Source organism: Klebsiella sp. GW_Kp182, from assembly GCF_040062275.1.
In the GTDB taxonomy this organism is placed as follows: domain Bacteria; phylum Pseudomonadota; class Gammaproteobacteria; order Enterobacterales; family Enterobacteriaceae; genus Klebsiella; species Klebsiella michiganensis.
The window spans coordinates 1-20,379 of record NZ_JBEAFQ010000041.1 but is presented as its reverse complement, the minus strand read 5'-3'; the positions used below and the strand labels follow the sequence as shown (position 1 = coordinate 20,379).

Here is a 20,379-nt window from a genome sequence, read left to right as displayed (position 1 = left end):
GAATCAACAGAATGATAATTACCACCGCCGCTGCGCCTGCCGCCATTGGCCCGTATGTTCAGGGAGTAAACCTGGGTACCATGACGATGACCTCAGGGCAGCTCCCGGTCAATCCGCAGGACGGCACCATGTCTGACGACATCGCTCAGCAGACGCGACAGTCGCTGGATAACGTTAAGGCTATCGTTGAAGCGGCGGGTTTGCAGGTGAAAAACATCGTTAAGACGATGGTCTTCGTCAAGGATCTGAATGACTTCGCCACCATCAACGCGGTGTATGAAGCGTTCTTCACCGAACACAACGCGGCCTTTCCGGCCCGCTCCTGCGTTGAAGTCGCCAGACTGCCTAAAGATGCGGGCATTGAGATCGAAGCCATCGCCGTCGCCTGATCCCCGGCCGGAGGCCATCCTCCGGCCACTTCTTATTCCCCCCCCCCCCACTTTTGAGGTTTACCCGCAGCGAACTTTACGGGCAAAATATCGCCACTTCTTTGCGAGGAACGCAGAATGCTAAAGATTCGTCTTGCACGTCCGGAAGATGCGGCTTTACTCAACCAGATGGCCAATGCCAGCTATCGCCACCACTTTGCCCACCTCTGGCACAACGCCGATGAAATGGAGCACTACCTGCAGCAAGAGTATTCCATGGCCGCGCTGGCGCACAGCCTGGCCGATCCGCAGTGCTGCTGGTTGATTGCTGAAGCAGAGGAGCCAATTGGCTTTGCTAAATATGCCTGCCGCCAGGACATCAACCCCGAAGGCCCAACGGGTACGCTATTGCATAAACTCTATCTATTACCTGACGCCACCGGGCATCGCTACGGCGAGCAGATTTTTCGCGCCGTCGAGAAGCGAGCGAAAGAGGCCGGTGAAAGCTGGCTATGGCTGGAAGTGCTCGCCGCGAATACCGGTGCCCACCGTTTTTATGAACGTCAGGGGATGCAGCACGTGAAGGATGTGGCATTTCATTCTGCAACCCAGGAAAGCACACTCCATATTCTGGCTAAACCAATCTGAGAGGCAGCATGCATACCCTTCGTGAAACCGCCATTCGCAACGTCGCCAGCGGCGAAAACGTGGTGATTTACCAGCCCGCCAACCTTTACGACTGCACGCTTGGCGATAACGTCTTCGTCGGGCCGTTTGTAGAGATTCAGGGCCATACCCGCATCGGCAACAACAGCAAAATTCAGTCTCACACCTTTATCTGCGAGTACGTGACCATCGGCGAGCGCTGTTTTATCGGCCACGGCGTGATGTTCGCCAACGATATGTTCCGCGAGGGAAAACCCAACGCCGACCGCGAGAGCTGGGGAAGAATTGTGATTGGCAACGATGTGTCTATCGGCAGCGGCGCAACCATTCTGGCGGTCAGCATCTGCGATGGGGTCGTGATTGGCGCGGGCAGCGTGGTGACCAAATCCATTACGGAGAAAGGCGTGTGGGCCGGGAACCCGGCAAAGCTGCTGCGGCGGCTATAACAAAAATGCCGGCCACATGGGCCGGCATTGCGAACGTTTTAGCGATTATGCGCGCCAGGATTTATAGCGGTTAATCAGGCCGTTAGTGGAGCTATCGTGGCTGCTCACTTCGGAACCATCTTTCAGCTCCGGCAGGATGCGGTTAGCCAGCTGTTTGCCCAGCTCAACGCCCCACTGGTCGAAGGTGAAGATGTTCATAATCACGCCCTGGGTGAAGATTTTGTGCTCATACAGGGCAATCAGCGCGCCCAGGCTGAACGGCGTAATTTCACGCAGCAGGATGGAGTTGGTGGGGCGGTTGCCTTCAAACACTTTGAACGGCACCACGTGTTCCAGGGTCGCCGGATCTTTACCCTGATCGCGATATTCCTGCTCAACCACTTCGCGGGATTTACCAAACGCCAGCGCTTCGGTCTGCGCAAAGAAGTTAGACAGCAGCTTCGGATGGTGATCGGACAGCGGGTTATGCGTAATCGCCGGCGCGATAAAGTCGCAAGGCACCATTTTGGTCCCCTGGTGAATCAGCTGGTAGAACGCGTGCTGACCGTTGGTACCCGGCTCGCCCCAGATGATTGGGCCCGTCTGGTAATCCACGGCGTTGCCGTTACGGTCAACGTATTTACCGTTGGATTCCATGTTGCCCTGCTGGAAGTAGGCGGCAAAACGGTGCATATACTGGTCGTACGGCAGAATCGCTTCGGTTTCAGCGCCGAAGAAGTTGTTGTACCAGATACCGATCAGCGCCAGCAGCACCGGCAGGTTTTTCTCAGCCGGCGTGGTGGAGAAGTGTTTGTCCATCGCGTGCGCGCCGGAGAGCAGCTCAACAAAGTTGTCGAAGCCGACGGACAGGATGATGGACAGGCCGATGGCTGACCACAGAGAGTAACGGCCGCCAACCCAGTCCCAGAACTCAAACATATTGGCGGTATCAATACCGAACTCGCCAACCGCTTTACCGTTGGTCGAGAGCGCGGCGAAGTGTTTCGCGACGTGCTTCTCATCGCCGGCGGTCGCCAGGAACCAGTCGCGCGCGCTGTGGGCATTGGTCATGGTTTCCTGAGTAGTAAAGGTTTTCGACGCGACCAGGAACAGGGTGGTTTCCGGGTTCACCGTTTTCAGCACTTCGGCGATGTGGGTACCATCGACGTTAGAAACAAAATGCATATTCAGGTGATTTTTGTACGGGCGCAGCGCTTCGGTCACCATGAACGGACCCAGATCGGAGCCGCCGATACCGATATTGACGACGTCGGTAATCGCTTTACCGGTGTAGCCTTTCCAGCTGCCGGAGATAATGGCTTCGGAGAAGGTTTTCATCTTCTCAAGCACGGCGTTCACTTCCGGCATCACGTCTTTACCATCAACCAGAATCGGAGTATTGCTGCGGTTACGCAGCGCAACGTGCAGCACCGCGCGGTCTTCCGTGCGGTTAATCTTCTCGCCGGAGAACATGGATTTAATGGCGTCTGCCAGGAAGGTCTCTTTGGCCAGGTCCTGCAGTTTTGCCAGCGTTTCTTCGGTGATGCGGTTTTTGGAAAAATCCACCAGCATCAGATCGTCGAACGTGGCGGAGAATTTAGAGAAACGATCGCTATCCTTCGCGAACAGATCCGCGATGGTAACGTCTTTCATTTCATCAAAGTGTTTCTGTAATGCCTGCCAGGCAGAGGTCTGCGTTGGGTTGATGTTTTTCATTAGCAATACTCTTCTGATTTGAGAATTGTGACTGCGGTCGATTGTAGCGCCGGTGACGAAAAATTGTGATGATTTTTGTGTTATGCCGATGATACGCGTCAGGATTAGGGCCAATTTGGCGCAAATCGCCCCTCATAGTATAGACATCATAAGGCTTTTTTCTGTCAGCGACTCGCGCATGAAAAATCCGCATAACCCTGACGTTGACATACTTCGCCTGAAGCCTTTATATAACGGCAGTACCTACATATACGTAGGTATGTATGGATCGCGCATTTCACGCTACAGCGAAAGGGTATTGCAGGGGGGTATAATGTCCCGCGTCCCCCTGGCAAAGTGAAAGACGTCGGTAATTGCCAGAAGAGGTGCGTTGCCCAGGTAACCGTATTGGAGGAGCCAGTCCGGGGAAAATACGTGAGGGGGAGCAACGCCGAGGTGAATAAGCGTCTGGTTACGCTCATCACCGGCCACAGGGGCTGAATCCCCTGGGTTGTCACCAGAAACGTTCGCAGTCGGGCGTTTCATACTCGCCGTCTGATGCACAGCATCGGCAAGCGGGTCTACAAGGTGGAGCACTTCTGGGTGACATCGTAGTTTGTTTATCGCTCTGCGCCCACCCTGTTTTTCGCTCTTCCCTTGTGCCATGGCTGAATAATTTGGCCTGGCTTATTAAGACATTTTATTGCAATCCGGTTGCGTCCAGCCCCACCAGGATTGGTTTTCTGGAATCGTTTTAATAAGTCAGGCCCCCTGACACGAGGTTGTTATGACAGACTTAGTTGTAGCCAAGTTCGGTGGCACCAGCGTTGCCGATTTTGATGCCATGAACCGCAGCGTGGACGTCGCGTTGCTGGACGCCAATACCCGCGTGGTGGTGCTTTCCGCCTCAGCGGGGGTGACCAACCTGCTGGTCGCCTTAGCGGAAGGGCTGGAACCCGGCGAACGTTTCGCGAAGCTCGATGCCATGCGGCAAATCCAGTTCAATATTCTGGAGCGTCTGCGTTATCCCAACGTTATTCGCGATGAAATTGAGCGCCTGCTGGAAAACATCACCACCCTGGCGGAAGCCGCCTCCCTGGCCAGTTCAACCGCGTTAACCGACGAACTGGTCAGCCACGGCGAACTGATGTCTACTCTGCTGTTTGTCGAGATCCTGCGCGAGCGCGGCATCGCCGCCCAGTGGTTCGACGTGCGCAAAATTATGCGCACCAACGACCGCTTTGGCCGCGCGGAACCGGATATTGCCGCCTTATCCGAATTAACCCAGCAGCTGCTGGCCCCGCGTCTTGCGGAAGGCGTGGTGATCACCCAGGGCTTTATTGGCAGCGAAGCCAAAGGCCGCACCACCACGCTTGGCCGCGGCGGCAGCGACTATACCGCCGCGCTACTCGGCGAAGCGCTAAACGCCACCCGCGTCGACATCTGGACCGATGTTCCGGGTATCTATACCACCGACCCGCGCGTCGCCCCGGCGGCCAAACGCATTGACGTTATCGCTTTTGAAGAAGCGGCGGAAATGGCGACCTTTGGCGCGAAGGTCCTGCATCCGGCTACCCTGCTCCCCGCCGTGCGCAGCGATATTCCGGTATTCGTCGGCTCCAGCAAAGAGCCGAAAGCCGGCGGCACGCTGGTGTGCAAAAACACCGAAAACCCGCCGCTGTTCCGCGCGCTGGCGCTGCGCCGCAAGCAGACGCTGCTAACCCTGCACAGCCTGAATATGCTGCACTCACGCGGTTTTCTGGCCGAGGTATTCAGTATACTGGCCCGCCACAGTATCTCCGTCGATCTGATCACCACGTCGGAAGTGAGCGTGGCGCTGACCATGGATACCACCGGTTCGACGTCGGCTGGCGATACCCTGCTCACCCAGGGACTGTTGACCGAACTTTCCTCTCTGTGCCGCGTTGAGGTCGAGCAGGATCTGGCGCTGGTCGCCATCATTGGTAATGAACTGTCGAAGGCGTGCGGCGTCGGTAAAGAGGTGTTTGGCGTACTGGACCCGTTTAATATTCGTATGATTTGCTACGGCGCATCCAGCCATAACCTGTGCTTCCTGGTCCCGGGTGCGGATGCCGAAAAAGTGGTGCAGAAGCTGCATCATAATCTGTTCGAGTAATAGCGAATAAAATGGCCCGCCATTTCTGCCGGGCCATTTTTAGTTTCCCATCACCGTGGTCATCAGCAATCTGTCCAACTCCCTGACATCACCGCTCCGGCTCTCAGGCAGCGCTGGCGGGATTGCGCCTCTGAGCAGCTCGGACTGAATAAACGCATGCAGCAGCGGTCGACGCGGGCCGTTTTCCGCCTCTCCTGCACGCTGTTTACGTTCCAGCAGCTCGTCTATTTCCGCACGTAGACCCGCTTCCAGCTCGCTTCCTGCCAGCAGTTCATCAAAGCGCATCGGCGGCACGCCTTTTCCCACTTCAACCCAGCGGACGGCCAGCAGCGGGCGCAGTACGTAAAAGTACTTTTTCAGCCGCACCCGTTCGCCTTGCAGATAGCCGCGAAAATTTTTACGGGCCATCGAATAGTAATGCCAGCGGGCGCGAACCGGAGAAAACCAATGCGGTATCACTTTCTTCAGCGCCTGAACCGTCGCGTCATCCTGCTGATACACCACCGGTGAATCCAGCCATTCGATCAGCGTCGGGTTCGCCCCTTTCAGCAGACCCAGCGCCTTGCGCCACTCCCAGCCGCAGACGTCCAGCTCATCGTCGATGGGCAGCTCAATAACATCGCGCGGGGGATCCACCCGCAGATACCACTCCAGCGGGTGAACGTAGAGAAACCGCACATCATAATCGCTGTCCGGCGAGGCAAAGCCCCAGCCCCGGCTGCCGGATTCGCAGGCGTAGAGCACTCTGACGCCGTAGCGCTGCTCCACGTCTTTTAACTGCCGCCGCACCTTATGGCGCATGGCGGCGCTTACAGCGTGATACGTCATTTTCATTATCCTTTTAGATTCACCAGGCCATGCAGCACCTGGTCCAGGCCGCCAAAGACCGAGATTTTATCGATACGCTCCGCCACTCTTTCCAGCGTTTCCAGCTCTTTTAAGCGCAGCGCGACCGGGTTATTCTCCATCACCTTCGCGGTGTTGAGCAGCGAGCGCGTCGCCGCGGTCTCTTCACGCCGGCGGATCACGTTCGCCTGCGCCGATTTCTCCGCCTCCACCAGCTGCGACAAAATGGCTTTCATGTCGCCGGGCAGCACAATATCCTTCACGCCCAGCGACGCGACGTCGATACCAAATGCCGCCATGCGCTCGGTGACCTGCGCGCTCACGACCTCATCAATGATTTTCTTATCTTCCAGCAGCTCATCCAGCGTTCGCGTTCCGACGGCTTCACGCAGCGCAAACTGCAGCTCGCGATACAGATGGTCCAGCGGCTTCGTCAGCTGTCCAAACGCCTGCAGTACATCGCTGTAACGCCAGTTCGCCGCCAGATTTAAACGCAGGTTCACTTTATCTTTGGTCAGAATCTCCTGGCCGCCAACCTCCAGCACCTGCAGGCGGGTATCGACCACTTCCGCTTCCACCAGATGATTGACCTTCCAGTACGCGCTCAGGCCAGGCTGCAGCAGCGATTGTGTCTCGCCGTCGATTTTCAGCACCCCGACGTGCCACGCCGGCACCGATACGGTGAGGATCGCTTCGCGGCCTTTTACCGCCCCGTGACGTCGCGGCTGCAGCACCGCATTCATAATGTCAGCAGGAACCGCAACCTGCCGGGTATCGATACGTAGCAGCTGAATTTCATCACCGGCCGACCAGTACAGTCGGCGCGTCGAAGGCGGTAAAATTTCCTGCAGCACACCGTTGGCATACAGCGCCCCGGCCTCGACATCCGTCAAATCCGCCGCCAGGCAGTAGCGTTCAATCCATTCCGGCTGAAAGCGTCGTAAATACTCCGCCAGCGCCTCCGGCACTTCGCTGCCGTCCCGGTTAACGATCAGCACTTCGGGGACGTTGAACCACGGCAGGCGATGCTCGCCCGCTTCCAGAACCTGATAGTAGTCACCCTGACGGGATAAAAGGCCAAGCTGACCTTTACGTATCGTGATTTTCTTCGTCATTTTTTGTTCCTTAGCAAAATCAGGCGCGGGTGCAGGGGCGAAGCCGCAGGGGAACTCCCTTTTGCCTGCGGCACGGCGCCTTTACCGGCGGCCTGCTGTGGGGCGTGCTGACTGCGCATCACCCCGCGTTATTTCTATGATTAACGACCAGTTTTCATTGGAGATGAAATCGGGAATCGAACCCATTGGTGGTCATCGGCTGGCGGAACGCGCCCGAAAAACGGCCTGTACCGTTCCTGGCGTGCCGGCGGGGTTTAATCCCCTGCGTTTTCAGCGTCGTGACGAAAGGAGTATTGCCAGTTGCGTGCCAACAATAAAAAATGCGAGAGTTATTTTTCAATTCATTGATTAATAATACTTTTATTTTTAATTCAAACGGTAACGCTTGCCGCCGGCAGCAGGTTTTTTTATCTTTAAATATCGAAACTTATCTTTTGGGATAAACATGAAAAAGCGGCGAGTGGTCATTGGCGTCCTCGGAACGGTGCTGGACAAACGCGGCAAGCGGGCGAATCGCTTTAAAAAATGGCGGCCTACCGTTGGGCTATGCCAGCAGGCCGATTTTCCTGTCGACAGGCTGGAGCTTCTCCACCAGCCGCGTGATGAAAATATGGCGCAAAAGCTGATTGACGATGTCGCCCAGCTTTCACCGCATACCGAAGTGCGCCCGCATACGATTGAGATAAACGATCCGTGGGATTTTGAAGAGGTCTACGCGGCGTTTCTCGACTTCGCCAACCGCTATCGCTTTGATACCGAAAACGAAGAGTATCTGGTGCATATCACCACCGGGACCCACGTGGCGCAGATCTGCTGGTTCCTGCTGACCGAAGCGCGCTATCTCCCCGCCAGCCTGCTGCAGACCAGCCCTGCGCCGAAAGGCGCAGCGGATGACGCCGTCGCCGCCGGTATTTACTCGGTGATCGATCTGGACTTAAGCCGCTACGCCGCGCTCACCAGCCGCTTTCAGCGCGAGCAGCAGCAGTCCGTCTCCTTCCTGAAGTCGGGTATCGAGACGCGTAATGCGACGTTCAACGCGCTTATCGATCGTATTGAGCGCGTGGCGATCCGATCGACCGATCCGATCCTGCTGACCGGCCCAACGGGCGCCGGGAAGTCCGTCCTCGCCAAACGTATTTTTCAGCTTCGTCAGTCACGCCATCGGGTGGCGGGAAAATTCATGGCGGTAAACTGCGCCACGCTGCGCGGTGATAACGCCATGTCCACGCTGTTTGGACATGTCAAAGGCGCGTTTACCGGCGCGGTTACGCCTCGCGCCGGGCTATTACGCGAAGCCGACGGCGGCGTGCTGTTTCTCGATGAAATCGCCGAGCTGGGGCTGGATGAGCAGGCTATGCTGCTGAAGGCCATCGAAGAAAAAACCTTTTTCCCGTTTGGCTCGGATAAAGAGGTGCACAGCGACTTCCAGCTGATCGCCGGCACGCATCGCGATATGCAGCAGTGGGTGGCGGAGGGGCGCTTTCGCGAAGATCTTTATGCGCGCATTAATATGTGGCGCTTTGCCCTTCCCGGCCTGGCGCAGCGGCGGGAAGATATTGCGCCGAACGTGGAGTATGAACTACGGCGACTGGCCAACGAGCGGCAGACGCAGATCCGTTTCGATAAAGAGGCCCGCGAGCGCTATCTGGCCTTTGCCTGCTCGCCGCAGGCGCAGTGGCGCGGCAATTTTCGCGAACTCAGCTCATCCGTGGCGCGTATGGCGACCCTGGCCGAGCAGGGGCGCATTACGCAGGCCGTTGCGGAAGAGGAGATTATGCTGCTGAAAGAGAGCTGGCAGCTGACGACGTCTTCTCCTGACATAGCAATGGAAATCGATCTGTTCGATCGCCGCCAGCTGGAAACGGTGCTGGAGGTCTGCCAGCGCAGCGCTTCGCTCTCCGAAGCCGGACGCGAGCTGTTCGCCGTCTCCCGGCAAAAAAAAGCCAACCCTAACGATGCCGACCGCTTGCGCAAATATTTAGCGCGCTTCGGACTCAGCTGGGAGCTTATCCGCAGCGGAACATGAGCATAATTTGTTTGAATAATATGTCTTAGCACGATAAACAATAGCGATGGCCGGGCTCGATCCCGGCCGGTCTATAACAAGCAAACACAACTTACGTGCAAGGAAAACAACATGCTCGCCACGCTTACGCGGCTGTTCCCATTATGGGCGCTGCTGCTCTCGGTTATCGCCTATTACACGCCATCCACTTTTGCCCCCGTTGGCCCGTGGGTCCCGACGCTGCTGATGCTGATTATGTTCGGCATGGGCGTGCATCTGAAAGTCGACGATTTTAAGCGCGTGCTTTCCCGCCCCGCGCCGGTCGCCGCAGGCATTTTTCTCCACTACCTGGTGATGCCGCTCGCCGCCTGGCTGCTGGCGCTGATTTTTCACATGCCGCCCGAGCTCTCCGCCGGCATGGTGCTGGTGGGCAGCGTCGCCAGCGGTACGGCATCCAACGTGATGATCTTTCTGGCAAAAGGCGATGTTGCGCTCTCAGTCACCATCTCCTCGGTATCCACCCTGGTCGGCGTGGTCGCCACCCCGTTGCTGACGCGTCTGTACGTGGATGCGCATATTCAGGTGGACGTGATGGGGATGCTGCTCAGCATTCTGCAAATCGTGGTGATCCCGATTGCGCTGGGGCTGGTAGTGCACCATCTGCTGCCGAAAGTGGTGAAGGCGGTGGAGCCGTTCCTGCCGGCCTTTTCGATGGTCTGCATTCTGGCGATTATCTGCGCCGTGGTGGCAGGCTCCGCGTCGCATATCGCTTCCGTTGGTTTTGTGGTGATTATCGCCGTTATCCTGCATAACACTATCGGTCTGCTCGGCGGCTACTGGGGCGGGCGACTGTTTGGCTTTGACGAGTCCACCTGCCGCACGCTGGCGATCGAGGTAGGAATGCAGAACTCCGGCCTTGCCGCCGCGCTGGGGAAAATCTACTTTGGCCCGCTGGCCGCGCTGCCCGGGGCGCTGTTCTCGGTCTGGCACAACCTGTCCGGCTCGCTGCTGGCCGGTTACTGGTCAGGGAAGCCGATTGCGGATGAATCGCGTCAAACGGAAAAAGAGAGCTAACAACCCGTAATTTTCCCGGCTTGCGCTGCGCTTAGCCGGGCTACGGTCCGTGCAGCTTGCGGGTTTTGTAGCCCGGACAGGTGCGCAGCGCCGCCTCCGGGATTTTCTGCGAGGCACAACAATTTACCGTGAGACGTCAGCCCCAATACCGTACACTGAAACCACAGGCTAATTGAGGGCACCACTATGGCACTCCCCCGCATCACGCAAAAAGAGATGACCGAGCGCGAACAGCGCGAACTGAAAACCCTGCTCGACCGCGCGCGCATCGCCCATGGCCGTCCGCTGACCAACGCGGAAACCAATAGCGTGAAAAAAGAGTACATCGATAAACTGATGGCCCTGCGCGAGGCCGAGGCTAAGAAAGCCCGCCAGCTGAAGAAAAAGCAGGCTTATAAACCGGACGCAGAGGCCTCGTTTTCCTGGTCGGCAAATACCCCGACGCGCGGCAGACGTTAACGCCCTTTCTTCTTGCGCCCCGGCGCGGTAAAGCGTTTGCCGTTCGACGCCGGGCGGGAGGACTTGTCGCTGGTTTTTTCAATCGCCACGACGGGACGCTTGATGCCGGCCGTTTTCGGCTTCGCTTTTGCCTTCGGTTTCGCTTCTGAAGACGAGTTTTCAATCAGTTTGAAAAGATCGATCAGCTCATCGTCGGTCAGATCGCGCCACTCTCCCAGCGGGATCCCCGTCAGGCTGACGTTCATGATCCGCGTCCGCTCAAGCTTCGTCACTTCATAGCCAAAGTGTTCGCACATCCGGCGGATCTGGCGATTCAGCCCCTGCACCAGGGTAATGCGGAACACAAACGGCGCTTCTTTTTTCACTTTGCACTTCTTCGTCACCGTGCCGAGAATCGGTACGCCCGCCCCCATGCCGCGGATAAACTCATCGGTCACCGGCTTATCAACGGTGACCAGATACTCTTTTTCGTGATCGTTACCGGCGCGCAGGATTTTATTCACCAGATCGCCATGGTTGGTCAGAAAGATCAGCCCCTGGGAGTCTTTATCCAGGCGACCAATGGGGAAAACGCGTTTACTGTGGTTAACGAAATCCACAATATTGTCACGCTCGCCGTCTTCGGTGGTGCTGACGATGCCAACCGGTTTATTCAGCGCAATCAGGACCAGATCGTCCGCTTCGCGCGGCTCAATCAACCGGCCATTGACCTTTACCACGTCGCCCGCTTTAACCTGGTCGCCGATGGTAGCGCGCTTGCCGTTGATAAAAACGTTGCCTTGTTCGATAAAGCGATCGGCTTCACGACGCGAGCAAATTCCGCTTTCGCTGATGTATTTATTGAGTCGGGTTGATGAGTCGGGCAGCATAAAATCTCCTGTAAAAGCGAAATATACCCTACCTTGCGGGCGATAAAAAAGAATCGCGCTCTCGTCGCCTGCCGCTAAATGTGATCTGCCACGCCTTTCAACACAAAAGTGTGTCCATGAAAGCCCGGCAACTTTGCCCGGCGAAACAAAGCAGAATCAGGCTCTTATCACGTCCGGCACAAAGGTGCCATAAACCACCGGTAAGCAACGCAAATGTGCAACAGAAACGGTCGGAACATCATCATGAAATAGAGGAAAATTTCTTTGAAGCGGGTCGCTGATGGGGTTATATCAGATCATGACAGCAACTCTCCCATTTGCACAAATGTGCAGGAGCCGACAGTGACGATGGAAAACAGCGACGATATTCGTCTGATCGTGAAAATCGCCCAGCTCTACTATGAGCAGGATATGACCCAGGCGCAGATTGCCCGCGAGCTGGGGATATACCGCACCACTATCAGCCGTCTGCTGAAGCGCGGCCGCGAGCAGGGTATCGTCACTATCGCCATCAACTACGACTACAACGAAAATCTGTGGCTTGAGCAGCAGCTAAAACAAAAATTCGGGCTCAAAGAGGCGGTGGTGGCGGCCTGCGACTCACTGCTGGAGGAGGATCAGCTCAATCTTATCGGCCTGCATGGCGCGCAATTGGTCGACAGGCTGCTGGAGCCGGGCGATATCGTCGGCTTCTCCTGGGGTCGGGCGGTGCGCGCGCTGGTGGAGAATCTGCCGCAGGCCAGCCAGTCCCGTCAGGTTATCTGCGTGCCGATTATCGGCGGCCCCTCCGGAAAACTGGAAAGTCGCTACCACGTGAATACGCTGACCTACGGCGCAGCGGCGAAGCTGAAAGCGGAATCTCATCTCGCTGATTTCCCGGCACTGCTGGATAACACATTAATTCGCAACGGTATTATGCAGTCCCGGCATTTTAAAACGATTGCCTCCTACTGGGATAACCTGGACGTCGCGCTGGTGGGCATTGGTTCTCCGGCGATCCGCGACGGCGCCAACTGGCATGCATTTTACGGCAGTGAAGAGAGCGACGATCTCAACGCTCGCCAGGTCGCCGGCGATATCTGTTCGCGTTTTTACAATATTGATGGCGCGCTGGTCGAAACCGCCATGAGCGAAAAAACGCTCTCTATCGAGATGTTGAAACTCAAGCAGGCGCGCTACTCGGTGGGTATCGCCATGGGCGAGGAGAAATACGCCGGGATTCTTGGCGCCTTAAACGGTCATTACATTAATTGTCTGGTGACGAATCGAGAAACCGCTGAGTCATTACTGAAGTAAATGTCAAGAATATGATTTCACGCAGCGCTGCTGCGGGGGATCCCTTTATCTAAAGAAACAGGAGTCGATAATGAATACATGGTTAAATTTAAAAGACAAAATAATTATCGTGACCGGCGGCGCATCAGGAATCGGCCTGGCGATTGTCGATGAGTTATTAGCTCAGGGCGCAAACGTGCAGATGAGCGATATTCACGGCGGCGACAAACATCAGAATCGCGATAATTATAATTTCTGGCCAACCGATATTTCCAGCGCTAGCGAAGTGAATAAAACCGTCGAGAGTATTATTCAGCGCTTTGGCCGCATTGATGGTTTAGTCAATAACGCCGGCGTCAACTTCCCGCGTTTATTAGTCGATGAGAAAGCGCCGTCCGGTCGCTATGAATTAAATGAAGCGGCATTCGAAAAAATGGTCAATATCAACCAGAAAGGCGTATTCCTGATGTCGCAGGCGGTGGCGCGCCAGATGGTTAAACAGCGCAGCGGCGTGATTGTTAACGTCTCGTCGGAAAGCGGTCTCGAAGGCTCTGAAGGCCAGAGCTGCTACGCCGCGACCAAAGCCGCGCTGAACAGCTTTACCCGCTCCTGGTCGAAAGAGCTGGGCAAGCACGGTATTCGCGTCGTAGGCGTTGCGCCGGGCATTCTGGAAAAAACCGGGCTGCGTACGCCAGAATATGAAGAAGCACTGGCCTGGACCCGCAATATCACCGTCGAACAGCTGCGCGAAGGCTATAGCAAAAATGCGATTCCTGTTGGTCGCTCCGGCCGTCTCAGCGAAGTTGCTGATTTTGTTTGCTATCTGCTCTCAGAGCGCGCCAGCTACATTACCGGAGTAACCACTAACATTGCGGGCGGCAAAACGCGCGGCTAAGGGGGAAACATGGTTAACGTCATCTTCTGCGCTCACGGTCAGCTGGCCTGCGCCATGCTCGACTCGGTGCGCATGGTTTACGGCGATGTCCACGTCAGCGCCGTGGCGTTTGTACCGGGGGAAAACGCGGGCGATATCGCCGATAAGCTTGAAAAGTTGGTAAGTACTCACAAAGAGGAGGAGTGGCTCATCGCCGTCGATCTACAGTGCGGCAGCCCGTGGAACGCCGCCGCCGGCCTGGCGATGCGCAACCCGCAGCTTCGGGTCATCAGCGGCCTGTCGCTACCGCTGGCTCTGGAGCTGGTCGATAACCAGCAAACGATGAATGCAGAAGCACTGTGCCAACATCTTGAGACCATCGCCAGCCAGTGCTGCGTCACCTGGCGGCAGCCGGAAACCGTTGAGGAGGATTTCTGATGAACATTACGCTCGCACGCATTGATGACCGCCTGATTCACGGCCAGGTCACCACCGTTTGGTCAAAAGTGGCCAACGCCCAGCGTATCATTATCTGTAATGACGACGTGTATAACGACGACGTTCGCCGCACGCTGCTTCGCCAGGCCGCACCGCCGGGCATGAAGGTCAATGTGGTGAATATCGAGAAAGCCGTCGCCGTTTATCACAACCCGCAATATCAGGACGAAACGGTTTTTTATTTATTCACTAATCCGCAGGACGTATTAACCATGGTACAACAGGGCGTCAAAATAGCCACGCTGAATATTGGCGGCATGGCCTGGCGACCGGGTAAAAAACAGTTAACCAAAGCGGTGTCATTAGACGCAGCGGATATTAATGCCTTTCAGCAGTTAGATAAGCTGGGCGTTAAGCTTGATTTACGCGTCGTGGCTTCGGATCCGTCGGTTAATATTCTCGATAAAATAGCAGAGCAGTCCGTTACAGAATAATAAAACGCGCCTTTTATTACACACTGTCATTCTGGATGCATCGCGGCGGCAAATGAGCGAGTCACCAGCAGCATAGCTAACTATGTGACTGGGGCGAGAGAATGCAGTCAACAAAGAGGCAGCCTGAAGAACATCGTGTAAATGCCGTAAAAGGCAGGGATTTCTATACCCTCAAGGTGACAAATTATGGAAATAAGTACCCTACAAATAATCGCCATATTTATTTTTTCCTGTATTGCCGGGATGGGCAGCGTGCTGGATGAATTCCAGACGCATCGCCCATTAATCGCCTGTACCGTGATTGGCTTAATTCTCGGCGATCTAAAAACCGGGATTATGCTCGGCGGGACGCTGGAGCTGATCGCGCTCGGCTGGATGAACGTCGGCGCGGCGCAGTCTCCGGATTCGGCGTTAGCCAGCATTATCTCCGCCATCCTGGTGATCGTGGGCCAGCAAAGCATCGCTACCGGAATAGCGATTGCGCTGCCGGTCGCTGCCGCAGGTCAGGTGCTCACCGTGTTCGCCCGCACCATTACCGTGGTGTTCCAGCACGCGGCGGATAAGGCCGCGGAAGAGGCGCGCTTCAGAACAATCGATCTGCTGCACGTGTCTGCGCTGGGCGTTCAGGCGCTGCGCGTCGCCATTCCCGCACTCATCGTTTCTCTGTTTGTCAGCGCGGATATGGTCAGCAATATGCTCAACGCCATTCCGGAATTCGTCACCCGCGGTCTGCAAATCGCCGGCGGTTTTATCGTGGTGGTCGGCTACGCCATGGTGCTGCGCATGATGGGCGTGAAGTATCTGATGCCCTTCTTCTTCCTCGGCTTCCTCGCGGGCGGCTATCTCGACTTTAGCCTGCTGGCCTTCGGCGGCGTCGGGGTCATCATCGCGCTGATTTATATCCAGCTTAATCCGCAGTGGCGTAAACCCGAACCGCAGGCCGCCGCCACCTCTTCCACTGCCCTTGACCAGCTTGACGACTGATGGAGCCCAACATGGAACAGAGAAAAATTACCCAAGGCGACCTGGTGAGCATGTTTCTGCGCTCCAACCTGCAGCAGGCGTCATTCAACTTCGAACGTATTCACGGGCTTGGCTTCTGCTACGACATGATCCCGGCCATCAAGCGCCTCTACCCGCTGAAAGAGGATCAGGTCGCCGCGCTGAAGCGCCATCTGGTGTTCTTCAACACCACTCCGGCAGTCTGCGGGCCGGTGATTGGCGTCACCGCCGCGATGGAGGAAGCCCGGGCCAACGGCGCGCTATCGACGATGGCGCCATCAACGGGATCAAAGTTGGCCTGATGGGGCCGCTGGCAGGCGTGGGCGACCCGCTGGTATGGGGCACGCTGCGGCCGATTACCGCCGCCCTCGGCGCCTCGCTGGCGCTCTCCGGCAATATTCTTGGACCGCTGCTGTTCTTCTTTATTTTCAACGCGGTACGTCTGGCGATGAAGTGGTACGGGCTGCAGCTCGGCTTCCGTAAAGGGGTCAATATCGTCAGCGATATGGGCGGCAACCTGCTGCAAAAACTGACCGAAGGCGCCTCCATTCTTGGCCTGTTTGTGATGGGTGTGCTGGTGACCAAGTGGACCACCATCAACGTCCCGCTGGTGGTCTCGCAAACCCCGGGCGCCGACGGCTCGACCGTCACCATGACCGTACAGGACATCCTCGATCAGCTCTGCCCCGGCCTGCTGGCTCTGGGCCTGACGCTGCTGATGGTGCGCCTGCTCAATAAGAAAGTGAACCCGGTATGGCTGATTTTCGCCCTCTTCGGTTTGGGGATTATCGGTAACGCGCTGGGCTTCCTGTCCTGATTTTTCCGCCCCGGCGATGCCGGGGCTACTTCAACAAGTTAGACCCAAAAGATTTCGCAGCCGTCATGCGAAAGATGAAGGGGATGAGGTGGTAAACATGCAAACAACAACAGCCCTGCGCCTGTACGGCAAACGCGACCTGCGCCTGGAAACCTTCGAACTCCCGGCGATGCAGGATGATGAAATCCTCGCCCGGGTGGTCACCGACAGCCTGTGCCTCTCCTCGTGGAAAGAGGCGAACCAGGGCGAGGACCACAAAAAGGTGCCTGACGATGTGGCGACCAACCCAATCATTATCGGCCATGAGTTCTGCGGGGAGATTATCGCCGTCGGCAAAAAGTGGCAGCACAAGTTTCATGCCGGCCAGCGCTATGTGATTCAGGCCAACCTGCAGCTGCCGGATCGCCCGGACTGCCCCGGTTATTCTTTTCCATGGATCGGCGGCGAAGCTACCCACGTGGTGATCCCCAACGAGGTGATGGAACAGGATTGTTTGCTTTCCTGGGAAGGCGATACCTGGTTTGAAGGCTCGCTGGTGGAGCCGCTTTCCTGCGTGATTGGCGCCTTCAACGCCAACTATCATCTGCAGGAAGGCAGCTATAACCATGTGATGGGCATTCGCCCGCAGGGCCGCGCCCTGATCCTAGGCGGCACCGGCCCGATGGGACTGCTGGCCATCGACTACGCGCTGCATGGCCCGATCAACCCGGCGCTGCTGGTGGTCACCGATACCAATAAGCCAAAGCTCAACTATGCGCGCCAGCACTATCCCTCCGAGCCGCAAACGCTGATCCACTATCTGGATGGGCGCGACGCCAGCCGCGAAACGCTGATGGCGCTCTCCGGCGGTCACGGCTTTGACGATATCTTCGTCTTCGTCCCTAACGAACAGCTCATCACCCTGGCATCCTCGCTGCTGGCCCCGGACGGCTGCCTGAACTTTTTCGCCGGCCCGCAGGATAAGCAGTTCAGCGCACCGATCAATTTTTACGATGTGCATTACGCCTTCACCCACTACGTGGGCACCTCCGGCGGCAATACCGACGATATGCGCGCCGCCGTAGCGCTGATGCAGGAGAAAAAGGTGCAGACCGCGAAGGTGGTGACTCATATTCTGGGGCTGAACGCGGCGGGCGAGACCACCCTGGATTTACCGGCGGTAGGCGGCGGTAAGAAGCTGGTCTATACCGGAAAAAACATTCCGCTTACGCCGCTGGGAAACATTAGCGACCCGCAGCTGGCGGCGATTATGGAACGTCACCACGGTATCTGGTCAAAAGAGGCGGAAGAGTATCTGCTGGCCCACGCGGAGGATATTGCTCATGATTGATCGCGATACGCTGCTGTGCATGTCGCTGGCCGGTCGCCCGGGTAACTTCGGCACCCGCTTTCATAACTACCTGTATGAAAAGCTGAAGCTGAACTATATCTATAAAGCGTTTACGACCCAGGATATAGCCGCGGCGGTAAACGGCGTGCGCGCATTAGGCATTCGCGGCTGCGCGGTCTCTATGCCGTTTAAAGAGAGCTGCATAGCGTATCTTGACGCGCTTGACCCTTCGGCAAAGGCGATTGATTCGGTCAACACCATCGTCAACGACGACGGCAGGCTGACCGGGCTGAATACCGACTATATTGCGGTGAAAAGCCTGATTGACAGCTATCAGCTCGATTCCTCAGCCAAAGTGATGATCCAGGGCAGCGGCGGAATGGGCAAAGCGGTCATCGCCGCCTTCCGCGATGCCGGTTTCCGCGATGTGATTATCGCCGCCCGCCATCGCGAGCGCGGCCTGGCGCTGGCAAAGCAGTACGGTTTTCAGTGGCAGCCCAGGCCGGAGGGAATCGCGGCGGATATTCTGGTTAACGTCACGCCGCTCGGCATGGCGGGCGGCGCGGAAAGCGAAACCCTGGCCTTTAGCCCGACGATGGTGGAACGGGCCGACGTGATATTTGACGTGGTCGCTCTGCCGCCGGAAACCCCGTTCATCAAGCTGGCGCAGAGGCTGGACAAGCGCGTTATCAGCGGCGCGGAGGTGATTGCCCTGCAGGCGGTGGAGCAGTTTGCGCTCTACACCGGCGTGCGTCCGGACGCGGCGCTGGTCGCTGAAGCCGCGGCCTTTGCCAGAGGATAAGGGCAAAACGGAGAGCGCCAGGGAGGGCGCTCTAATAACCGTTGATCAGAAAGTCGATTGCATCGCGCAGCGCAGCCCTGTCCGCCGTCAAATCAGCAACGCGCTTGCCCAGTTCTTTCTGCGGTAAACCCGCCATCATATGCGTCATCACAATATAAGTTTGACCGGCAATCGTAATCACGGGACAAATTTTGGTCGGAGGCTGGGTATCAGGTAGTTGGTTTTGTTCTATCACAGGGGCAACCAGGATATGCTTCAGGACATTCGCGACCGGATGCTGCAGGTTGATTAAATAAGGGAAAACCTTTTTACCGCTTCCCGTATTCTCATAAGCGCAATATTGTTCCATCAGAACGGCCTTTGAAAATCACTAAACGAACCGTTTTCTTCTACCCATTGGTTAATCGTATCGATCGATTTCTTATTGTCTCGTAACCACTCTTCACGTTTGTGCTCACGAAATTTCTCAAGTAAAGCTTCCGTTAATACCGCCGAAATGTTGATTTTAAGTTTACGCGCCTCTTCCAGGATTTCAGGCGAAAGCGAGACATTGACTGATTTTTTAACGTTCGACGTAGTGCGCATGATAGCCCCCATGGTAATGCGCATGACATGCCTCAGATTAGCGTAATAAACGAGCATTTTCTATTCCTTTGCCGGTGAATCATCAACGTAAAACTAAGCGGTTCCCGCTAGCCTGTCACGCCCGGTAGAGTCACTCTGCGAGGCACTTTCCAGATTAATTCAGAGAATCCCTGCGCCAATAATCGCCGTTCCGCTTTGCTCAGCGCGTCCCAGCGTGAGCCACGTCAGCAAGCGGTAAGATATCCTGTGATAACATCTCTGCCCGAATAATCATCTGGTCAAATGGAGAAATAATGGAACTGCTGCTATTAAGTAACTCAACGCTGCCGGGCAAAGCCTGGCTGGAACATGCGCTGCCGACCATTGCCGGGCAGCTAAATGGCCGCCGTTCTGCGGTATTCATCCCTTTTGCCGGGGTGACGCAAACCTGGGATGATTACACCGCGAAAACCGCCGCCGTCTTCAGCCCAATGGGCGTTACGGTTACCGGTATTCACAGCGTCGCGGACCCGGTGTCGGCGATTGAGAATGCGGAGATAGTTATCGTCGGCGGCGGCAATACCTTTCAGCTGCTGAAAGAGTGCCGCGAACGCGGCCTGCTGGCGCCGATGGTGGATGTGGTGAAGCGCGGGGCGCTGTATATCGGCTGGAGCGCGGGCGCTAACCTGGCCTGCCCGACGATTCGCACCACTAACGATATGCCGATTGTCGACCCTAACGGTTTTGCTGCGCTGGGGCTGTTCCCGCTGCAAATTAACCCGCATTTCACCAACGCGCTGCCGGAAGGCCATAAAGGCGAGACCCGCGAACAGCGGATCCGCGAGCTGCTGGTGGTTGCGCCAGAGCTGACGATTATCGGCCTGCCGGAAGGCAACTGGATACAGGTGACGCAGGGCCACGCTACCCTTGGCGGCCCGAATCCAACGCTGGTATTCAGAGCCGGAGAAGACGCGGTGACCCTCAACGCCGGTCATCGTTTCTAAACCCCGTGCGCACGTTTCCCGGAGGCGGCGCTGCGCGCCTGTCCGGGCTACCATCCCGCAGACGATGGAGAACTCGTAGCCCGGGCAAGGCGCTCTGCGCCGCCCCCGGGAGCAAAGCGC

General features: G+C 56.6%; 22 protein-coding genes, 1 pseudogene and 1 riboswitch. Of the genes and pseudogenes, 17 read left to right on the top strand and 6 right to left on the bottom strand.

The genetic code is table 11. The features are described from left to right. The first annotated feature begins 11 nt into the window (after window positions 1–11). The 3 genes from ABLU88_RS17590 to ABLU88_RS17580 all read left to right on the top strand — a co-directional run bounded on the left by ABLU88_RS17590 (window position 12) and on the right by ABLU88_RS17580 (window position 1,480). On the top strand, window positions 12–389 hold the full coding sequence (locus ABLU88_RS17590) for a Rid family detoxifying hydrolase (RefSeq protein WP_004097745.1): 378 nt from the start codon (window positions 12–14) through the stop codon (window positions 387–389). 117 nt (window positions 390–506) lie between these two features. Beyond that, entirely contained in the window at window positions 507–1,016 is a 510-nt protein-coding gene (locus tag ABLU88_RS17585; protein WP_348837366.1) for a GNAT family N-acetyltransferase, read from the top strand. 8 nt (window positions 1,017–1,024) lie between these two features. Further along, window positions 1,025–1,480: an acyltransferase gene (locus ABLU88_RS17580; RefSeq protein WP_348837364.1), complete on the top strand. Its 456-nt coding sequence runs from the start codon at window positions 1,025–1,027 to the stop codon at window positions 1,478–1,480. Window positions 1,481–1,525: 45 nt separating this feature from the next. On the opposite strand, the gene pgi is transcribed toward ABLU88_RS17580, so the two are convergent. Next, window positions 1,526–3,175 carry a glucose-6-phosphate isomerase gene (gene pgi / locus ABLU88_RS17575; RefSeq protein ID WP_004097737.1) on the bottom strand — a complete coding sequence of 550 codons (1,650 nt, stop codon included), beginning with the start codon at window positions 3,173–3,175 and terminating at the stop codon, window positions 1,526–1,528. Window positions 3,176–3,527: 352 nt separating this feature from the next. Continuing rightward, window positions 3,528–3,761, top strand: a riboswitch (Lysine riboswitch). Between the two features lie 180 nt (window positions 3,762–3,941). Here pgi and lysC point away from each other — a divergent pair. Then, a complete protein-coding gene (lysC, locus tag ABLU88_RS17570; RefSeq protein ID WP_004097732.1) occupies window positions 3,942–5,291 on the top strand; it encodes a lysine-sensitive aspartokinase 3 in 1,350 nt (449 codons plus the stop codon). A 39-nt stretch (window positions 5,292–5,330) separates the two neighbouring features. On the opposite strand, the gene ABLU88_RS17565 is transcribed toward lysC, so the two are convergent. Continuing rightward, the gene (locus ABLU88_RS17565; RefSeq protein ID WP_196546922.1) at window positions 5,331–6,119 is read right to left on the bottom strand and encodes a nucleotidyltransferase domain-containing protein; all 789 of its coding nucleotides are present in this window, start codon (window positions 6,117–6,119) and stop codon (window positions 5,331–5,333) included. 5 nt (window positions 6,120–6,124) lie between these two features. Then, window positions 6,125–7,252, bottom strand: coding sequence for a slipin family protein (locus ABLU88_RS17560; protein ID WP_014227527.1), 1,128 nt, complete (start codon window positions 7,250–7,252; stop codon window positions 6,125–6,127). A 136-nt stretch (window positions 7,253–7,388) separates the two neighbouring features. Between ABLU88_RS17560 and ABLU88_RS17555 the strand changes: the two genes are divergently transcribed. From ABLU88_RS17555 to ABLU88_RS17540, 4 genes are all read left to right on the top strand, one after another. After that, a complete protein-coding gene (locus tag ABLU88_RS17555) occupies window positions 7,389–7,604 on the top strand; it encodes a hypothetical protein (RefSeq protein ID WP_196546923.1) in 216 nt (71 codons plus the stop codon). A gap of 93 nt (window positions 7,605–7,697) precedes the next feature. Next, entirely contained in the window at window positions 7,698–9,278 is a 1,581-nt protein-coding gene (gene rtcR, locus ABLU88_RS17550) for an RNA repair transcriptional activator RtcR (RefSeq protein WP_154904548.1), read from the top strand. Between the two features lie 111 nt (window positions 9,279–9,389). Next, window positions 9,390–10,331 carry a ketopantoate/pantoate/pantothenate transporter PanS gene (gene panS, locus ABLU88_RS17545; protein WP_049083108.1) on the top strand — a complete coding sequence of 314 codons (942 nt, stop codon included), beginning with the start codon at window positions 9,390–9,392 and terminating at the stop codon, window positions 10,329–10,331. Window positions 10,332–10,517: 186 nt separating this feature from the next. Continuing rightward, entirely contained in the window at window positions 10,518–10,790 is a 273-nt protein-coding gene (locus ABLU88_RS17540) for a DUF3811 domain-containing protein (RefSeq protein WP_009653910.1), read from the top strand. Here ABLU88_RS17540 and rluF read toward each other — a convergent pair. Further along, window positions 10,787–11,659, bottom strand: a complete 873-nt coding sequence (rluF, locus tag ABLU88_RS17535; RefSeq protein ID WP_014227524.1) for a 23S rRNA pseudouridine(2604) synthase RluF — start codon at window positions 11,657–11,659, stop codon at window positions 10,787–10,789. The genes ABLU88_RS17540 and rluF overlap by 4 nt on opposite strands. Before the next feature lie 348 nt (window positions 11,660–12,007). Here rluF and ABLU88_RS17530 point away from each other — a divergent pair, with 348 nt between their 5' ends. The 8 genes and pseudogenes from ABLU88_RS17530 (at window position 12,008) to ABLU88_RS17495 (ending at window position 18,691) form a co-directional block, all read left to right on the top strand. Further along, window positions 12,008–12,955, top strand: a complete 948-nt coding sequence (locus ABLU88_RS17530; RefSeq protein WP_048262076.1) for a sugar-binding transcriptional regulator — start codon at window positions 12,008–12,010, stop codon at window positions 12,953–12,955. Window positions 12,956–13,025: 70 nt separating this feature from the next. Then, complete coding sequence (locus ABLU88_RS17525) at window positions 13,026–13,829, top strand: SDR family oxidoreductase (protein ID WP_004127739.1); 804 nt, start codon at window positions 13,026–13,028, stop codon at window positions 13,827–13,829. Between the two features lie 9 nt (window positions 13,830–13,838). Further along, window positions 13,839–14,246: a mannose/fructose/sorbose PTS transporter subunit IIA gene (locus ABLU88_RS17520; RefSeq protein WP_014227521.1), complete on the top strand. Its 408-nt coding sequence runs from the start codon at window positions 13,839–13,841 to the stop codon at window positions 14,244–14,246. Beyond that, window positions 14,246–14,740, top strand: a complete 495-nt coding sequence (locus ABLU88_RS17515; protein WP_032747479.1) for a mannose/fructose/sorbose PTS transporter subunit IIB — start codon at window positions 14,246–14,248, stop codon at window positions 14,738–14,740. The genes ABLU88_RS17520 and ABLU88_RS17515 overlap by 1 nt, the downstream gene beginning before the upstream one ends. Before the next feature lie 186 nt (window positions 14,741–14,926). Continuing rightward, a complete protein-coding gene (locus ABLU88_RS17510) occupies window positions 14,927–15,724 on the top strand; it encodes a PTS mannose/fructose/sorbose transporter subunit IIC (protein WP_025107713.1) in 798 nt (265 codons plus the stop codon). An 11-nt stretch (window positions 15,725–15,735) separates the two neighbouring features. Then, a pseudogene (locus ABLU88_RS17505) lies at window positions 15,736–16,559 on the top strand (PTS system mannose/fructose/sorbose family transporter subunit IID). 97 nt (window positions 16,560–16,656) lie between these two features. Further along, window positions 16,657–17,889: an L-sorbose 1-phosphate reductase gene (gene sorE, locus ABLU88_RS17500; protein WP_196546924.1), complete on the top strand. Its 1,233-nt coding sequence runs from the start codon at window positions 16,657–16,659 to the stop codon at window positions 17,887–17,889. Further along, window positions 17,882–18,691 carry a shikimate 5-dehydrogenase gene (locus tag ABLU88_RS17495; RefSeq protein ID WP_348837352.1) on the top strand — a complete coding sequence of 270 codons (810 nt, stop codon included), beginning with the start codon at window positions 17,882–17,884 and terminating at the stop codon, window positions 18,689–18,691. The genes sorE and ABLU88_RS17495 overlap by 8 nt, the downstream gene beginning before the upstream one ends. A gap of 31 nt (window positions 18,692–18,722) precedes the next feature. On the opposite strand, the gene ABLU88_RS17490 is transcribed toward ABLU88_RS17495, so the two are convergent. Together ABLU88_RS17490 and ABLU88_RS17485 are read right to left on the bottom strand one after the other, a co-directional pair. After that, on the bottom strand, window positions 18,723–19,040 hold the full coding sequence (locus ABLU88_RS17490) for a CcdB family protein (protein ID WP_014837118.1): 318 nt from the start codon (window positions 19,038–19,040) through the stop codon (window positions 18,723–18,725). Further along, window positions 19,040–19,333, bottom strand: coding sequence for a type II toxin-antitoxin system CcdA family antitoxin (locus tag ABLU88_RS17485; RefSeq protein ID WP_004138471.1), 294 nt, complete (start codon window positions 19,331–19,333; stop codon window positions 19,040–19,042). The genes ABLU88_RS17490 and ABLU88_RS17485 overlap by 1 nt, the downstream gene beginning before the upstream one ends. A 236-nt stretch (window positions 19,334–19,569) precedes the next feature. Between ABLU88_RS17485 and pepE the strand changes: the two genes are divergently transcribed. Next, window positions 19,570–20,259, top strand: a complete 690-nt coding sequence (gene pepE / locus ABLU88_RS17480; protein WP_014227515.1) for a dipeptidase PepE — start codon at window positions 19,570–19,572, stop codon at window positions 20,257–20,259. The last annotated feature ends 120 nt before the right edge of the window (window positions 20,260–20,379 follow it).

What these genes read in the sequence shown, in the direction of transcription:
- ABLU88_RS17590 (WP_004097745.1), top strand. Translation starts at nt 12, where the DNA reads ATGATAATTACCACCGCCGCTGCGCCTGCCGCCATTGGCCCGTATGTT.
- ABLU88_RS17580 (WP_348837364.1), top strand. Translation starts at nt 1,025, where the DNA reads ATGCATACCCTTCGTGAAACCGCCATTCGCAACGTCGCCAGCGGCGAA.
- ABLU88_RS17495 (WP_348837352.1), top strand. Translation starts at nt 17,882, where the DNA reads ATGATTGATCGCGATACGCTGCTGTGCATGTCGCTGGCCGGTCGCCCG.
- pgi (WP_004097737.1), bottom strand. Translation starts at nt 3,175, where the DNA reads ATGAAAAACATCAACCCAACGCAGACCTCTGCCTGGCAGGCATTACAG.
- ABLU88_RS17540 (WP_009653910.1), top strand. Translation starts at nt 10,518, where the DNA reads ATGGCACTCCCCCGCATCACGCAAAAAGAGATGACCGAGCGCGAACAG.
- pepE (WP_014227515.1), top strand. Translation starts at nt 19,570, where the DNA reads ATGGAACTGCTGCTATTAAGTAACTCAACGCTGCCGGGCAAAGCCTGG.
- panS (WP_049083108.1), top strand. Translation starts at nt 9,390, where the DNA reads ATGCTCGCCACGCTTACGCGGCTGTTCCCATTATGGGCGCTGCTGCTC.
- ABLU88_RS17530 (WP_048262076.1), top strand. Translation starts at nt 12,008, where the DNA reads ATGGAAAACAGCGACGATATTCGTCTGATCGTGAAAATCGCCCAGCTC.
- ABLU88_RS17560 (WP_014227527.1), bottom strand. Translation starts at nt 7,252, where the DNA reads ATGACGAAGAAAATCACGATACGTAAAGGTCAGCTTGGCCTTTTATCC.
- rtcR (WP_154904548.1), top strand. Translation starts at nt 7,698, where the DNA reads ATGAAAAAGCGGCGAGTGGTCATTGGCGTCCTCGGAACGGTGCTGGAC.
- ABLU88_RS17515 (WP_032747479.1), top strand. Translation starts at nt 14,246, where the DNA reads ATGAACATTACGCTCGCACGCATTGATGACCGCCTGATTCACGGCCAG.
- ABLU88_RS17520 (WP_014227521.1), top strand. Translation starts at nt 13,839, where the DNA reads ATGGTTAACGTCATCTTCTGCGCTCACGGTCAGCTGGCCTGCGCCATG.
- rluF (WP_014227524.1), bottom strand. Translation starts at nt 11,659, where the DNA reads ATGCTGCCCGACTCATCAACCCGACTCAATAAATACATCAGCGAAAGC.
- ABLU88_RS17555 (WP_196546923.1), top strand. Translation starts at nt 7,389, where the DNA reads ATGATTAACGACCAGTTTTCATTGGAGATGAAATCGGGAATCGAACCC.
- ABLU88_RS17485 (WP_004138471.1), bottom strand. Translation starts at nt 19,333, where the DNA reads ATGCTCGTTTATTACGCTAATCTGAGGCATGTCATGCGCATTACCATG.
- sorE (WP_196546924.1), top strand. Translation starts at nt 16,657, where the DNA reads ATGCAAACAACAACAGCCCTGCGCCTGTACGGCAAACGCGACCTGCGC.
- ABLU88_RS17510 (WP_025107713.1), top strand. Translation starts at nt 14,927, where the DNA reads ATGGAAATAAGTACCCTACAAATAATCGCCATATTTATTTTTTCCTGT.
- ABLU88_RS17565 (WP_196546922.1), bottom strand. Translation starts at nt 6,119, where the DNA reads ATGACGTATCACGCTGTAAGCGCCGCCATGCGCCATAAGGTGCGGCGG.
- ABLU88_RS17525 (WP_004127739.1), top strand. Translation starts at nt 13,026, where the DNA reads ATGAATACATGGTTAAATTTAAAAGACAAAATAATTATCGTGACCGGC.
- ABLU88_RS17585 (WP_348837366.1), top strand. Translation starts at nt 507, where the DNA reads ATGCTAAAGATTCGTCTTGCACGTCCGGAAGATGCGGCTTTACTCAAC.
- ABLU88_RS17490 (WP_014837118.1), bottom strand. Translation starts at nt 19,040, where the DNA reads ATGGAACAATATTGCGCTTATGAGAATACGGGAAGCGGTAAAAAGGTT.
- lysC (WP_004097732.1), top strand. Translation starts at nt 3,942, where the DNA reads ATGACAGACTTAGTTGTAGCCAAGTTCGGTGGCACCAGCGTTGCCGAT.